Raw genomic sequence first — 14,890 nt, forward strand, 5'->3', positions numbered from 1 at the left:
CCAGTGCCGTTTCGTAGGAGGATGACCGTGGCCGAAGAGCTCACCCCGGCGACCCCGGAAGATGAGTCCGAAGAGCCGATCAAGAAGCGGAAGAACGGCCTGTACCCGGGCGTCTCCGACGAGCTGGCCGAGAACATGAAGTCCGGCTGGGCCGACACCGAGCTGCACGACCTGGAGCCGATCGCGCAGGCCGCCGAGACCGCGGCCCGCCGCGCGGCGCTCTCCGCGCGCTTCCCCGGCGAGCGGCTGGTGATCCCCGCGGGCAACCTGAAGACCCGCTCCAACGACACCGAGTACCCCTTCCGGGCCTCCGTGGAGTACGCCTACCTCACGGGCAACCAGACCGAGGACGGCGTCCTCGTCCTGGAGCCCTCCCGGGACGGCCACACCGCCACGCTGTACCTGCTGCCGCGCTCCGACCGTGAGAACGGCGAGTTCTGGCTGTCGGGTCAGGGCGAGCTGTGGGTCGGGCGGCGGCACTCGCTGACCGAGGCCTCGACGCTGTACGGCCTGCCCGTCTCCGACGTGCGCGAGCTCGCCGGCATCCTGCGCGAGGCCACCGGCCCGGTGCGGGTCGTGCGCGGCTACGACGCCGGCATCGAGGCCGCGCTGACCGACAAGGTCACCGCCGAGCGGGACGAGGAGCTGCGGGTCTTCCTGTCCGAGGCACGCCTCGTCAAGGACGACTTCGAGATCGGTGAGCTCCAGAAGGCCGTCGACTCGACGGTCCGCGGCTTCGAGGACGTGGTGAAGGTCCTCGACAGGGCCGAGGCCACCTCCGAGCGGTACATCGAGGGCACGTTCTTCCTCCGCGCGCGCGTGGAGGGCAACGACGTCGGCTACGGCACGATCGCCGCGGCGGGACCGCACGCGTGCACGCTGCACTGGGTGCGGAACGACGGAGCGGTCCGGTCGGGTGAGCTGCTGCTCCTCGACGCCGGTGTCGAGACGCACACGTACTACACCGCCGACGTGACGCGGACGCTGCCGGTCAACGGCCGGTTCAGCGAGATCCAGAAGAAGATCTACGACGCCGTGTACGACGCCCAGGAGGCCGGGATCGCGGCCGTGCAGCCGGGGGCCAAGTACCGGGACTTCCATGACGCGGCCCAGCGGGTGCTGGCCGAGCGGCTCGTGGAGTGGGGGCTGGTCGAGGGGCCGGTGGAGCGGGTGCTGGAGCTGGGTCTCCAGCGGCGGTGGACGCTGCACGGGACCGGGCACATGCTCGGCCTGGACGTCCACGACTGCGCCGCCGCGCGGGTCGAGTCGTACGTGGACGGGGTCCTGGAGGCGGGGATGGTGCTGACCGTCGAGCCCGGTCTGTACTTCCAGGCCGACGATCTGACGGTGCCCGAGGAGTACCGGGGCATCGGCGTGCGGATCGAGGACGACATCCTGGTGACGGCGGAGGGGAACCGGAACCTGTCGTCCGGTCTGCCCCGGCGGTCCGACGAGGTCGAGGCGTGGATGGCCGGCCTCAAGGGCTGAGGTACGGGCGGGTGGGGGCTGGTCGCGCCCGCGCGGCGGAGCCGCACGTCGATGCGGTCCCGCGCCCCTGGGTGGGTGCAGTGGACCTGCATCTGGACATCAGCCACGGTGACGGGCTTCGGGCCGGGCTCGAACGGGCCCTTCGTGATGCCGTTCGTGAGGGGCGGCTGGCTCCTGGGGCCCGGTTGCCCGCCACCCGACGGCTCGCCGAGGAACTGGGGGTCTCCCGGGGGACCGTCAGGGACGCCTACGACCAGTTGATCGCCGAGGGTTTCCTCACCGCTCGGCAGGGGGCCGGTACCGAGGTCGCGTCCCTGCCGCCTCTCGGTACCGCACCCGTGAAGTCCGCCGCACGCGTGCGGGTGCCCGTCCACGATCTGCGGCCCGGCACGCCCGACGTCGGCGCGTTTCCCGCTGACGCCTGGGTCAAGGCCGTGCGGCGGGCCGTCGCCACCGCTCCGGTCTCCGCGTACGACTACGGCGATCCCCTGGGCCGGATCGAGCTGCGGGCCGCCCTCTCCGAATATCTCGGGCGGACCCGCGGGGTGGTCGCGCCCGCGGAGCGGATCGTCGTGACGTCCGGGGCCGTGCAGGGGCTCGCGCTGCTCACGCGGGTGCTGGAGGGCGGGACGGTCGCCATGGAGGACCCGGGGCTGCCCTTCCACCGCGAGGTCGTGCGGCGGGCCGGCGGGCGGGTGGTGCCGGTGCGGGTCGACGGACTGGGGGTAGAGGTCGACGACCTGCGGGACCCCGCGGCCGTCGTCGTCACGCCCGCCCACCAGTACCCGACCGGCGTGACACTGCACCCCTCACGGCGGCGCGCGCTGGCCGACTGGGCACGCACGCGTGGAGCGCTGATCGTCGAGGACGACTACGACGGCGAGTTCCGGTACGACCGGCAGCCCGTCGGAGCGCTCCAGGGAATGGCGCCGGGGCACGTCGTCTACCTCGGGACGGCGTCGAAGACGCTCGGCCCCGCGCTCCGGCTCGGCTGGATGGTGCTGCCGCCGCACCTCGTCGGGCCCGTCGCCGACGCCAAGCTGCACAGCGACCACAGCACCGAGGCGATCGGGCAGCTCGCGCTCGCCGAGCTGATCCGCGGCCACGCCTACGACCGACACGTACGCGCGTGCCGGCTGCGGTACCGCCGGCGCAGGGACCGGCTCGTGGAGCGGCTGGGGGCGCGGTGGCGGGTCCAGGGGATCGCGGCCGGGCTGCACGCGCTGGTGGAGGTCGGGGACGAGACGGCGGTGCTGACGCGGGCCGCGGCCCAGGGGCTCGCGGTGGGGTCGCTTCGGGAGCACTGGCACGCGGCGGGTGCTCGGGAGGGGCTGGTCGTGGGGTACGGGACGCCTCGCGAGGGGGCGTATCCCGGGGCGCTGGACGCCCTGGTCCGGGTCCTGGAATTGGGCCACTCACCGAGGTGATCATTGGGCCTCCACGGCGGCCCACCGCGCTTCTAGCGTGGTTCCCATGACGAACTCACTCGTCCCGCCCGCGGGCCCGCAACGCGTCCTGGCTCTCGCCCAGTTGAGCAACTCCGTCGGGGACGGCGCCTATTACGTGACGTCGGCCCTCTACTTCACGCACGTCGTCGGCCTCGCTCCGGCCCGCGTGGGGCTCGGGCTGACCGTCGGGTGGGCGGTCGGATCGGTGGTGGGAGTACCGCTCGGGCGGCTCGCGGACCGGCGCGGGGCGCGCGGTACGGCGGTGCTGCTGGCGCTGGCGACGGGGCTGGCGGTGGCGTCCTTCCTGGTGGTGCGGGACTTCGTGCCGTTCGTCCTGGCGGCCTGCGCCTACGCCTCCGCGCAGTCGGGGCTGGCGGCGGCCCGGCAGGCGCTGCTCGCGGGACTGGTGTCCGCCGGCGAGCGGACCGGACTGCTGGCCCACCTCCAGGCCACGCTCAACGCCGGGCTGGCGGTCGGGGCGGGGCTGGGCGGGCTCGCGCTGCACGCCGGGACACGGGCCGCGTACCTCGGGGTGTTCGCGGTGGACGCGGTGAGCTTCGTGGTGTGCGCGGGGCTGTTGCTGCGGCTGCCTTCGGTGGCCCCCCGCCAGGCCGTGGACCGGCGCCGCACCTCCGGAGTGCTGCACGACCGTCCGTACGCCGTGCTCACCCTGCTGAACACCGTCCTGCTGCTGCGGATGCCGCTGCTGAGCCTGGGCATCCCGCTGTGGATCGCCGAGCGGACCGCGGCTCCGGACTGGCTGGTTTCCGCGCTGTTCGTGCTCAACACCGGGGCCGTGATGGTGTTCCAGGTGCGGATGGCCCGCGGGGTGACGGGGCCGGCGTCGGCCCTGCGCGCGGTACGGCGGTCGGGGTGGGTCATGCTGGCGGCCTGCGCGGTGCTCGCCCTGTCGGCGGGGGCCTCGCCGTGGGTGGCCGTAGGGGCGCTGGTCGCCGGGGCGGTGCTCCAGGTGGTGGCCGAGATGGGGCAGTCCGCCGGGTCCTGGCAGCTGTCCTTCGACCTGGCCCCGGCCGACCGGGTCGGCGAGTACCAGGGGTTCTTCGGGACCGGGGTGACGGTGGCCCGGACCCTGGGGCCGCTGGTGCTGACGACGCTGCTGGTGGAGTGGGGCACGCCGGGATGGCTGCTGCTCGGCGGGGCGACCCTCGTGACGTCGTACGCGATGGGCCCGGCGACGAGGTGGGCGACGGACCGGGCCGCGGAGACGGGCGCCCCGGGGACGAAGGCCCGGACGCCCGTGCTCGTGGACCAGGCGCTGTCAGACCGCCCTCGGGGCAGCCGTCACCGGGAGCGTGTCACACCGCAATCAGCGGTGCGTCCTCGCGCCACTTGAGGATCTTGTCGAAGCTCACCACGGCCCCGCTGCCCGGCTTGTTGCCGATCTGGACGTGGTCGGCGAGTTCGTGGATGAGACAGAGCCCCCGGCCGCTCTCCGCCTCCACGGGGGTGGGGCGGGGGCGCACCGGCGAGAACCCCGGGCCGGAGTCGGTGACCTCGATACGGCACTTCTCGCCGTCGAGGTAGGCGGTGACCCGGTAGGCCTCGCTGGCGTCCTGCGGCCCGCTCTCCCCGCCGTGCTCCACGGCGTTGGCACAGGCCTCGCTCAGGGCCAGGGAGAGGTCGTAGGAGACGTCCGGGTCCACGCCCGCGGTCTCCATGGTGCCGAGCAGCAGACGCCGGGCGAGCGGAACGCTCGCAGCCTCGCGCCGCAGATGGAGTGACCACCAGATGCTCATGCTCCAGCCTCCTGGCCGCGGCTCGACATACCTCTACGTATTGCCGCCCGTGCCCGTGTGTAAGCACATCGTTGACGTGATGCCCCCCATATGGGCGATGCGTCGGCGGCGACGGGCGGTGTATGTGGGGCACTCCGCACCAGAAGTGACCTTCCGGTCCTAGCCCCCGTACGTCACCTTGTGGACCTGCCGTACGGGGCTCATGGGCCCAGTGCGATGATGAGCCCGCCATGACTGCCCCCCACGCGCGTTCCGGAGGGGATCTCCGGGTTCTGCGGGCCGCGGTGTTCGCCGCGGTCTGCGTCGTGCTGGCCGCGGCCGGCCACTCGATCGCCTCCTGCGCCACGGTTCCGCTGTGGACGCTCGGCGCGGGGTTCGCCGGGGTCGGGCTCGTCGTGGCACCTCTGGCCGGTCGCGCGCGCTCGCTGCCGGGGATCGCGACACTGCTCGCGGTCGGACAGAGCGTGCTGCACGTCCTGTTCGGCCTCGGACAGCACGGCACGACGGCGATGTCCTCGTCGATGACGTCGATGTCCGGGTCCGGGATGTCCGCGGTCCCCGGGATGTCGTCGGCGATGTCCTCCTCGGTGTCGTCCGCGCAGTCGGTGTCCGACGCCACGCTGGTCCAGCAGGCCGCGCGGCTGCTGTGCGGGACCACCGCCGCGGCGATCAGCCCGGCGCAGGCGCAGAAGATCCTCACCGACGCCCGGCTGTATCCCGGCACCCCGGGGACGACGGCCCACCACTCGGCCGACGCCATGAGCGGCGCCTCCGTCTGGCCGTCCCTGCCGATGGTCCTCGGCCACGTCCTCGCCGCGGTCGCCGCGGGCTGGCTGCTGCGGCGCGGAGACCTGGCCCTGCTGCGGCTCGCCGAACTGTCCACGTGCTCGGCGCACGCGGTCGCCGAAGGGGCGCTCGTACGGTCCCTGCGGGGGGCGCTCGCGCTGGTGCGTGCCCTGGGCGCGGGGCTGCCGGGGGTTCCCGAGGCCGGACCGCGCGCCCCGCTGACGGCGTCACTCGCGCCGCCCCGACCTCGGACCGCGGCACTCCAGCACACGGTGATCAGGCGCGGTCCGCCGGCCGCCGCCGCACTCGTTCTCGCCGCCTGACGCGACGCGACCACCACTCCGCTTCCCGAGGAAGACGGAAAAGGGGCCGCCGTCGTGCGGCACGCGCGTGTGCGCACGCGCATCCCTCTTCCCAGGAATCTCTTTCGAAGCGGAGTGCTCTTTTCATGAAGGCTTCTCGTCTCGCCGCCACCGGTGCCGTCGCCGCCACCGCCGTCGTCGTCCTGTCCTCACCCGCCTTCGCGCACGTCAGCGTGCAGGCCGAGGGCACCGCGGCCAAGGGCGGTTACGCGGTCGTGGACTTCAAGGTCCCCAACGAGCGCGACAACGCCTCCACCACCAAGCTCGAGGTCAACTTCCCGGCCGACCACCCGCTGGCCTCGGTCATGCCCGAGCCGATGCCGGGCTGGAAGATCGAGGTCACCAAGTCCAAGCTCGCCAAGCCCCTCGAACTGCACGGCGAGCAGATCACCGAGGCCGTCTCCAAGGTCACCTGGACCGCCGCCGGCAAGGACAGCGGCATCCAGCCCGGCTACTTCGAGAAGTTCCCGGTCTCCATCGGCGCCCTGCCCGAGGACGCCGACGAACTGGTCTTCAAGGCGATCCAGACGTACTCCAACAAGGAGGTCGTGCGCTGGATCGAGGTCCAGGAGGACGGGGCGGAGGAGCCCGAGACGCCGGCTCCCGTCCTCGCCCTGTCCGCGGCCTCCGAGGACGGCCACCACGGCTCGACGGGCGCCGAGGACGCGGACGACAAGACCGAGAACGCCGCCGCGACCACCGAGGCCGCCGACGGTGACAGCAGCGACACCACGGCCCGTGTCCTCGGCGTGGTCGGCATCGTGATCGGCGCCCTGGGTGTGGCCTACGGCGTGCTCGCCGGCCGCCGGCGCAGCGACGCCTGACCTGTTCCGCGGGACCCGCGCCGGGGCGGTACAGCCCCGGCGCGCACCGAAATTCTTACATCTGGGACATTTTGATATGCGCAAGAAGACGTTCGCCGCGGCGGCGCTGGTCGCCGCCGCCACCCTGACGCTCTCCGCCTGCGGCAGCGGTGACGACAGCGGCAGCTCGCCCGTCTCGGTGGTCTCGGAGGAGGCCGGCTCGGACAAGGCCGCCACCGTCCTCGACCAGCCGTTCGAGAAGCCCGACCTGGTCCTCACCGACACCAAGGGCCAGAAGTACGACCTCCGCAAGGAGACGAAGGGCAAGCCGACACTGGTCTACTTCGGCTACACCCACTGCCCCGACATCTGCCCGCTGACGATGAACAACATCGCCGTGGCGAAGAAGCAGCTCCCCAAGGCCGAGCAGGACCGGCTGACCGTCGTGTTCGTCACCACCGACCCGGCCCGCGACACCCCGGCCGAGCTCGGCAAGTGGCTCAAGGGCATCGACACCCGGTTCGTGGGCCTGACCGGCGACTTCGCCACCATCCAGGCGAGCGCCCGCACCCTGGGCATCTCCATCGAACCGACCCACAAGGACAAGAAGACCGGCAAGACCGTCTCGGTGCACGGCACCCAGGTCGTCGCCTTCTCCCCGAAGACCGACCAGGGATACGTCCTCTACGGCGAGGACGCCACCGTCGACGACTACACCAAGGACCTGCCCAAGATCATCAAGGGGCAGACCCCGTGACCCGTGCGTCCACCGGGCTCGCCGTCCTGACGGGAGCGACCCTGCTGCTGGCCGGCTGTTCCGACTCCGGCGACTCCCCGGCCCGCCTCACCGTCTCCGGTGCCTACATCCCGCAGCCCGTCTCCGCCGACATGGCCGCCGGGTTCCTGACCATCTCCAACTCCGGCTCGTCCGCGGACGAGCTGACCTCGGTCACCAGTGACGAGGGCGAGGTCACCATGCACGAGACCGACGGCGGCGCGATGGAGGAGGTCTCCCGCCTGACCGTCCCGGCCCACGGGCGGCTCGTGTTCAGGAGCGGCGCCAACCACCTGATGTTCGACAAGCTGAAGCAGGCTCCGAAGCAGGGGCAGACGGTCACCGTCGAACTCCACTTCGCCACCTCCGACCCCGTCGTCGTCAAGATGCCGGTGAAGTCGGCGACCTACGTCCCGAAGACCGGACACTGAGGGAGGGACCACCTTGACGCAGACCATCACCCCCCGCGTCCGGACCCTGGTACTGCTGCTCCTGGCCGCGTGCGGCCTGCTGCTGACCACGGCCGGGCCGGCCTCCGCGCACGCCGCGCTCACCGGCAGCGACCCCCAGCAGGGGGTGGTGGTCGACAAGGCGCCCGACCAGGTCGCCCTGACCTTCTCCGAGAAGGTCGCCCTGTCGAGCGACTCGCTGCGGGTCCTCGACCCCAAGGGCAAGGCCGTCCAGCAGGGCAAACCGTTCGAGGTCAGCGGCACGACGTACGCCGTGAGGCTGCACAGCGGGCTGCCCGACGGCACCTACACCGTCACCTACCAGGTGGTCTCCGCCGACAGCCATCCGGTCGCCGGTGCCTTCACCTTCTCCATCGGCGCCCCCTCCACCACCTCCGTCTCCGTCTCCGGGGACACGGCGGGCGGCGGGGTCGTCGGCTGGCTGTACGGCTTCGGGCGGTACATGTCGTACGCCGGCTTCATCGTGCTGGTCGGCGGCGCCGCCTTCGTGCTCGGCTGCTGGCAGCGCGGCGCCGGAGTGCGGCCCATGCAGCGGCTCGTCGTCGGCGGCTGGCTCACCCTCACCTCGGCCACCCTGCTGCTGCTCCTGCTGCGCGGCTCCTACACGGGCTCCGGGAAGGTCGGGGACGTCTTCGACCTGGACCTGCTCGGCAACGTGCTCCAGACCAAGGCGGGCGCCGCCCTCGTCTCCCGGCTGCTGCTGCTCGCGGCGGCGGCCCTGTTCATCTCCGTGCTCTTCGGGGCGTACGACAAGCGTGAGGACGAGGAGAAGCGCGACCTCACCTTCGGGCTCGCGATCGGCGGCACCGTCGTCGCGGCCGGGCTCGCGGCGAGCTGGGCCATGGCCGAGCACGCCTCGGTCGGGCTCCAGGCAGGCATCGCGATGCCCGTCGACGTCGTCCACCTGCTGGCCGTCGCCACCTGGCTCGGCGGGCTGACCGCGCTGCTCGTCGCGCTGTACCGCTCGGACACGCCGGTCGAGTCGGCCGCCGTACGACGGTTCTCCCAGGTCGCCTTCGGCAGCGTGGTCGCGCTGGTCGCGACCGGCGTCTACCAGTCCTGGCGGCAGCTCGGGTCCTGGTCGGCGTTCACCGAAACCCGGTACGGGCAGCTGCTGCTGGTCAAGATCGGGCTGGTGGCGCTGCTGGTCGGCGTCGCGTTCATCTCACGGCGGTGGACCGCGCAGCTCGCGGACACGGTGGTGCAGCGGGGGAAGCGGGCGCAGCAGAAGGAACGGGTCGGTGCGGGAGCCTCGGGTTCGGGCCCGGGCTCACGTCCCGGCTCCGGCAAGTCCAAGGGGGGCGGCGGCTCCAAGGGGGCCGCGTCGAAGGAAGCCGGTGCCGAGGAGGGCGGCGCCCAGGAGGGCCGTGACAAGCGCGGCTCCGAGGCCGCCCGTGACTCCAAGCGGGCCGCTCAGCTCGCCCGGCAGCAGGCCGCGATCGACACCGCCCGGCAGAAGCGGGCACGGGACGCCGATCCCCACCGGTTCGGACTGCGCCGCTCGGTGCTCGCCGAGGCGGGGGTCGCGGTCGTCCTGCTGGCGGTCACGACCGTGCTGACGCAGACCGAGCCCGGCCGCACGGAGGAGGACGCCAAGGCGGCCAAGGCGGCCTCCTCCTCGGCCTCCTCCGAGTCCTCGGGAACGTCCGGTGCGCTGACCCTGGACATGTCCTTCGACACCGGCGGCACGGACGGCACGGGCGTCGTCACGGTCGACTTCGACCCCGCGCGCGTGGGCGGCAACGAGATGCACGTCTACGTCCAGCGGCCCAACGGCCGGGCCTTCGACATCCCCGAGGTGAAGGTCGCCCTCACCTTGGAGGCCAGGAAGATCGGGCCGCTGGCCGTCACCCCCGACCGCATCTCCACGGGCCACTGGTCGGCGAGCAACGTGCAGATCCCCATGGCCGGAGACTGGAAGGTGGCCGTGACCGTACGGACCTCCGACATCGACCAGACGACCGTCTCGAAGAACGCGCAGATCGGCTGAACCGCACCATGGCTGAACAGTCCCTCCCCCTCGTCGACGAAGACGCCTCCAGCCCGGAGCGTCCCACCGCGGGCCAGGGCATCTCACGGCGTGCCCTGCTCGGCACCGCCGGCGCCACCGGGCTCGTCCTCGGAGCGGCCGGCGGAGCCGCGGGGTATGCCGCCGCACCCGCCGCGGCGACTCCGCTGGCCTCGGTCGGCAGCCGCGAGGTGATGTTTCACGGGAAACATCAGCCCGGCATCACCGACGGCCTCCAGGCGCGCGGCCATCTCGTCGCCTTCGACCTGGCGGCGGGCGCGGGCCGCAAGGAGGCCGCCGCGCTGCTGCGCCGCTGGTCGCGGACGGCTCAGCGGCTGATGGCGGGGGAGGCGTCCGCGACCGGCGACACGGATGTCGCCCGGGACGCCGGACCCTCCGCACTGACGCTGACCTTCGGCTTCGGGCACAGCTTCTTCGCCCGCACCGGACTGGAGAAGCAGCGGCCGGTCGCCCTCGACCCGCTGCCCGACTTCTCCTCCGACCAGCTCGACAAGGCCCGCAGCAACGGCGATCTGTGGGTGCAGATCGGCGCCGACGACGCCCTGGTCGCCTTCCACGCCCTGCGCGCGATCCAGAAGGACGCGGGCAGCGCGGCCACAGTCCGCTGGCAGATGAACGGCTTCAACCGCACACCGGGAGCCACGGCCCACCCCATGACGGCCCGCAACCTCATGGGCCAGGTGGACGGCACCCGCAATCCGAAGCCCGGCGAGCCCGACTTCGACCAGCGCGTCTTCGTCCCGGAGTCCGGCACGCCCGCGTGGATGGCGAACGGCTCCTACGCGGTCGTACGGCGGATCCGGATGCTGCTGGACGACTGGGAGAAGCTGTCCCTCAGGGCCCAGGAGGCCGTCATCGGGCGCCGCAAGGCCAACGGCGCGCCCCTGACCGGGGGCACCGAGACGACCCCGATGGACCTGGAGAAGACGGACGCCGAGGGCACTCTGGTCGTCCCGGTCAACGCGCACGCCCGGATCACCCGGCCCGACCAGAACGGGGGCGCGGCCATCCTGCGCCGCCCGTTCTCGTACCACGACGGCATCGACGCGGACGGCACACCGGACGCGGGGCTGCTGTTCGTCTGCTGGCAGGCGGACCCGCTGCGCGGTTTCGTGCCGCTCCAGCGCAAGCTCGACCGGGGGGACGCGCTCTCCGCGTACGTGCGGCACGAGTCGAGCGGTCTGTTCGCGGTACCGGGCGGGGCGGCGCGGGGGGAGTACGTGGGGCAGGCCCTGCTGGAGGGGTGAGGTTACGCAGGTTCACCCGGTGGTGAGACAGGCGGGCTCCGTCCCGCAAGGGCCATTAGGGTGAGGTCATGCCAGCCAGCTATGCGTATCTCGGCCCCGAGGGGACCTTCACCGAAGTCGCGCTGCGGACGCTTCCCGAGGCGGCCACCCGGGAGCTGATCCCCTACGTGTCGGTGCAGTCCGCGCTGGACGCGGTGCGCACGGGCGAGGCCGAGGCCGCCTTCGTGCCGATCGAGAACTCCGTCGAGGGCGGCATCACCACCACCCTCGACGAACTGGTGGCGGGCGCGCCGCTGATGATCTACCGCGAGGTACTGCTGTCGATCACCTTCGCGCTGCTGGTCAGGCCGGGCACCGAGCTCACGGACATCAAGACGGTCTCCGCGCACCCGGCCGCCCAGCCGCAGGTGCGCAACTGGCTGAAGAGGAACCTCCCGGACGTCCACTGGGAGTCCGCAGCCTCGAACGCGGACGCGGCCCGGCTGGTCCAGGAGGGCCAGTACGACGCGGCCTTCGCCGGCGAGTTCGCGGCCGCCCGCTACGGCCTCGAGGCCCTGGAGACCGGGATCCACGACGCCGAGAACGCGCAGACGCGGTTCGTGCTGGTCGGCCGCCCCGCCCGGCCCGCCGCGCCGACCGGGGCCGACAAGACCTCCGTCGTGCTGTGGCAGCGCGACGACCACCCCGGCGGACTGCGCGACCTGCTCGGCGAGTTCGCCACCCGCGGCATCAACCTGATGCTGCTCCAGTCCCGGCCCACCGGCGCGGGCATCGGCAACTACTGCTTCTGCATCGACGCCGAGGGCCACATCACCGACCGCCGGGTGGCCGAGGCGCTGATGGGACTGAAACGGATCTGCCGCGAGGTGCGCTTCCTGGGTTCGTACCCGCGTGCGGACAAGGAGCCGACGGACCTGGGGGCACCGCTGGCCGGGACCTCGGACGAGGAGTTCATGGCCGCCTCGGACTGGGTGGCCAGATGCCAGGACGGCCGCTTCTAGGGCCGGTCCTACCTGCAGATTTTAGTTATCCACAGGAGTTTTCCACAGGTCCGCTTCTCGACCTGGGGACAAGTCGACAACAAAAGGTGACCCTGTCGACAAATCGGCCCTCAGGGCACATCGGTGTCCACACGCGCGCACGTCACCCTTCGTCCACTGTTTTCCTTTAGGCAATCCTTTGGGGTGACCCCTTTCCACTCGAAAGTAGGGGTACAAGTGGGTTTGCGACGGGAATCCTCGGCATGGTCCCCGGGTTTCGGAGTGATCAATTCCGAAATCCACAGATCGTCCGCACACCCTGTGGATAACTTTTCGCAAGGTGTGGATTCCTGTGGACAACCATGCGCCAAGTCCCGCTCCCAGCAAGGGAGTCGAGTCAACCCGACTCCGCGCGCATGCTTCGTCCCGGGGACCCTGTTCCCGTTTCCTTGACACGCTCCGCAATTCGCTCATAACGGTACGTAAGCGATGATTTTGCTCGGCGGGAATAGTGAGTCGTGGGCCGTATGCCCGCACCGGTAGCCTTGGCGGCGTGATTGACCTTCGCCTGCTCCGTGAGGACCCCGACCGAGTGCGCGCGTCCCAGCGCGCCCGTGGAGAGGACGTCGCCCTCGTCGACGCCCTCCTGTCTGCCGACGAGCGGCGCAGGTCGTCCGGCGTCCGCTTCGACGAGCTGCGTTCCGAGCAGAAGTCGCTCGGCAAGCTCATCCCCAAGGCCACGCCCGAGGAGCGCGCCGAACTGCTCCAGAAGGCGGAGCAGCTCAAGGCCGACGTCAAGGCCGCCGAGGCCGCGCAGAACGAGGCGGACGAAGAGACCAAGCGCCTCGCGCTCCGGCTCGGCAACCTCGTCCACCCCGACGTCCCCGTCGGCGGCGAGGAGGACTTCGTCGTCCTGGAGACGCACGGCACCATCCGCGACTTCGGCGCCGAGGGCTTCGAGCCCAAGGACCACCTGGAGCTCGGCGAGGCGCTGGGCGCCATCGACGTCGAGCGCGGCGCCAAGGTGTCCGGCTCGCGCTTCTACTACCTGACCGGCGTCGGCGCGCTCCTGGAGCTCGCGCTCGTCAACGCGGCGATCGCCCAGGCCACCGAGGCCGGGTTCACGCCGATGCTCACCCCCGCGCTGGTCCGCCCGCGCGCCATGGAGGGCACCGGCTTCCTCGGCCAGGCCGCGGAGAACGTCTACCACCTGGAGAAGGACGACTACTACCTGGTCGGCACCTCCGAGGTCCCGCTCGCCGCGTACCACATGGACGAGATCCTGGACGCCGACCAACTGCCCCTGCGCTACGCCGGCTTCTCGCCGTGCTTCCGCCGCGAGGCAGGCACCTACGGCAAGGACACCCGCGGCATCTTCCGCGTGCACCAGTTCGACAAGGTCGAGATGTTCTCCTACGTCGCCCCCGAGGACGCGGAGAACGAGCACAAGCGGCTCCTGGACTGGGAGAAGCAGTGGCTGACCGGCCTCGAGCTGCCGTTCCAGGTCATCGACGTGGCCTCCGGCGACCTCGGCGCCTCCGCCTCCCGCAAGTACGACTGCGAGGCGTGGATCCCGACCCAGGGCAAGTACCGCGAGCTGACCTCGGCCTCCAACTGCGACGGCTTCCAGGCCCGCCGCCTGTCCGTGCGCATGCGCGACGGCAAGAAGGTGCAGCCGCTGGCGACGCTCAACGGCACGCTGTGCGCCGTGCCGCGCACCATCGTGGCCATCCTGGAGAACCACCAGCTCGCCGACGGCTCGGTGCGGGTGCCCGAGGTGCTGCGCCCGTACCTGGGCGGCCGGGAGCTGCTGGAGCCGGTCGCCAAGTGAGCCAGGCCTTTCCGTACCGGTTGATCGCGACCGACCTCGACGGCACGCTCCTGCGCTCCGACGATTCGGTGTCCCCGCGCACCCGGGACGCGCTCGCCGCGGCCACCGCGGCGGGCGCCTCCCACATCGTCGTGACGGGACGCGCGGTCCCCTGGACCCGGCACATCCTCGACGACCTCGGCTACGACGGTCTCGCGGTCTGCGGGCAGGGTGCGCAGGTGTACCACGCCGGTGAGCACCGTCTGCTGACGTCGGTGACGCTGGACCGGCAGCTCGCGGGCGTGGCTCTCGCGAAGATCGAGGCGGAGGTCGGCCCGCTGTACCTGGCGGCGAGCCGTGACGGCCTCGAGGGCGACGTGCTGGTCGGGCCGGGGTACGCGGTGACGGGGAAGCTGCCCTCGACGCCGTTCACGGACGCGTCGGATCTGTGGACCGCCCCCCTGAACAAGATCTACATACAGCATCCGAAGCTGTCGGACGACGAACTGGCCGAGGCGGCCCAGCGGGCCGCGGGCGGCTTCGTCACGGTCGCGATGGCGGGCGAGGGCATCGTCGAACTGCTCCCGCTGGGCCTGTCGAAGGCGACCGGCCTGTCCCTGGCGGCCCGCCGCCTGGGGCTGAAGGCCGCGGACACGATCGCTTTCGGCGACATGCCCAACGACATCCCGATGTTCGCCTGGGCGTCCTACGGCGTGGCGATGGCCGGCGCCCACCAGGAACTCAAGGCGGTGGCCGACGAGGTGACGTCCTCCAACGAGGAGGACGGCATCGCGGTGGTGCTGGAACGGCTGCTGGGCTGAGGGTTGCCGGGCTGACGGTCCCGCCCGCGGCCACCGGGCAGGGTCTCCGTCGGCCTGCCTCTCGCCGCCTGGAGTCGCCACCCCGGCCCGGGGCCGCGGCAGCACCGAGCGGCT

At 71.8% G+C, this 14,890-nt stretch carries 13 protein-coding genes; 12 read left to right on the forward strand and 1 reads right to left on the reverse strand.

Annotated features, from left to right (window positions below; genetic code table 11):
• Positions 1-27 precede the first annotated feature (27 nt).
• The 3 genes from ACIQJT_RS16070 to ACIQJT_RS16080 all read left to right on the forward strand — a co-directional run bounded on the left by ACIQJT_RS16070 (position 28) and on the right by ACIQJT_RS16080 (position 4,290).
• Positions 28-1,488, forward strand: coding sequence for an aminopeptidase P family protein (locus ACIQJT_RS16070; protein WP_402643864.1), 1,461 nt, complete (start codon positions 28-30; stop codon positions 1,486-1,488).
• A gap of 80 nt (positions 1,489-1,568) precedes the next feature.
• Positions 1,569-2,915, forward strand: a complete 1,347-nt coding sequence (locus ACIQJT_RS16075) for a PLP-dependent aminotransferase family protein (protein WP_402643867.1) — start codon at positions 1,569-1,571, stop codon at positions 2,913-2,915.
• Positions 2,916-2,961: 46 nt separating this feature from the next.
• Positions 2,962-4,290: an MFS transporter gene (locus ACIQJT_RS16080; RefSeq protein WP_402643870.1), complete on the forward strand. Its 1,329-nt coding sequence runs from the start codon at positions 2,962-2,964 to the stop codon at positions 4,288-4,290.
• Here the strand turns inward: ACIQJT_RS16080 and ACIQJT_RS16085 are convergent.
• The gene (locus ACIQJT_RS16085; RefSeq protein WP_365452755.1) at positions 4,253-4,693 is read right to left on the reverse strand and encodes an ATP-binding protein; all 441 of its coding nucleotides are present in this window, start codon (positions 4,691-4,693) and stop codon (positions 4,253-4,255) included. The two genes, ACIQJT_RS16080 and ACIQJT_RS16085, sit on opposite strands and share 38 nt — an antisense overlap.
• A 230-nt stretch (positions 4,694-4,923) precedes the next feature.
• Here ACIQJT_RS16085 and ACIQJT_RS16090 point away from each other — a divergent pair, with 230 nt between their 5' ends.
• The 9 genes from ACIQJT_RS16090 (at position 4,924) to ACIQJT_RS16130 (ending at position 14,776) form a co-directional block, all read left to right on the forward strand.
• Positions 4,924-5,802 carry a hypothetical protein gene (locus tag ACIQJT_RS16090; RefSeq protein ID WP_402643873.1) on the forward strand — a complete coding sequence of 293 codons (879 nt, stop codon included), beginning with the start codon at positions 4,924-4,926 and terminating at the stop codon, positions 5,800-5,802.
• A gap of 125 nt (positions 5,803-5,927) precedes the next feature.
• Entirely contained in the window at positions 5,928-6,665 is a 738-nt protein-coding gene (locus ACIQJT_RS16095) for a YcnI family protein (protein WP_402643875.1), read from the forward strand.
• 76 nt (positions 6,666-6,741) lie between these two features.
• Positions 6,742-7,401 (forward strand): SCO family protein, encoded by a 660-nt coding sequence (locus tag ACIQJT_RS16100; RefSeq protein WP_402643878.1) that lies wholly within the window; start codon positions 6,742-6,744, stop codon positions 7,399-7,401.
• The gene (locus tag ACIQJT_RS16105) at positions 7,398-7,850 is read left to right on the forward strand and encodes a copper chaperone PCu(A)C (protein WP_402643881.1); all 453 of its coding nucleotides are present in this window, start codon (positions 7,398-7,400) and stop codon (positions 7,848-7,850) included. Before ACIQJT_RS16100 ends, ACIQJT_RS16105 begins: the two co-directional genes overlap by 4 nt.
• Positions 7,851-7,863: 13 nt before the next feature.
• Positions 7,864-9,879 (forward strand): copper resistance CopC/CopD family protein, encoded by a 2,016-nt coding sequence (locus ACIQJT_RS16110; protein WP_402643883.1) that lies wholly within the window; start codon positions 7,864-7,866, stop codon positions 9,877-9,879.
• 8 nt (positions 9,880-9,887) lie between these two features.
• Positions 9,888-11,165, forward strand: a complete 1,278-nt coding sequence (gene efeB, locus ACIQJT_RS16115; protein WP_402643886.1) for an iron uptake transporter deferrochelatase/peroxidase subunit — start codon at positions 9,888-9,890, stop codon at positions 11,163-11,165.
• 68 nt (positions 11,166-11,233) lie between these two features.
• Positions 11,234-12,166 carry a prephenate dehydratase gene (gene pheA, locus ACIQJT_RS16120; RefSeq protein ID WP_365452776.1) on the forward strand — a complete coding sequence of 311 codons (933 nt, stop codon included), beginning with the start codon at positions 11,234-11,236 and terminating at the stop codon, positions 12,164-12,166.
• A gap of 532 nt (positions 12,167-12,698) precedes the next feature.
• The gene (gene serS, locus ACIQJT_RS16125) at positions 12,699-13,976 is read left to right on the forward strand and encodes a serine--tRNA ligase (protein ID WP_402643889.1); all 1,278 of its coding nucleotides are present in this window, start codon (positions 12,699-12,701) and stop codon (positions 13,974-13,976) included.
• Positions 13,973-14,776 (forward strand): HAD family hydrolase, encoded by an 804-nt coding sequence (locus ACIQJT_RS16130; RefSeq protein WP_365452782.1) that lies wholly within the window; start codon positions 13,973-13,975, stop codon positions 14,774-14,776. Before serS ends, ACIQJT_RS16130 begins: the two co-directional genes overlap by 4 nt.
• Positions 14,777-14,890: the final 114 nt, after the last annotated feature.

The organism is Streptomyces sp. NPDC091972, from assembly GCF_044756385.1.
In the GTDB taxonomy this organism is placed as follows: Bacteria; Actinomycetota; Actinomycetes; order Streptomycetales; family Streptomycetaceae; genus Streptomyces.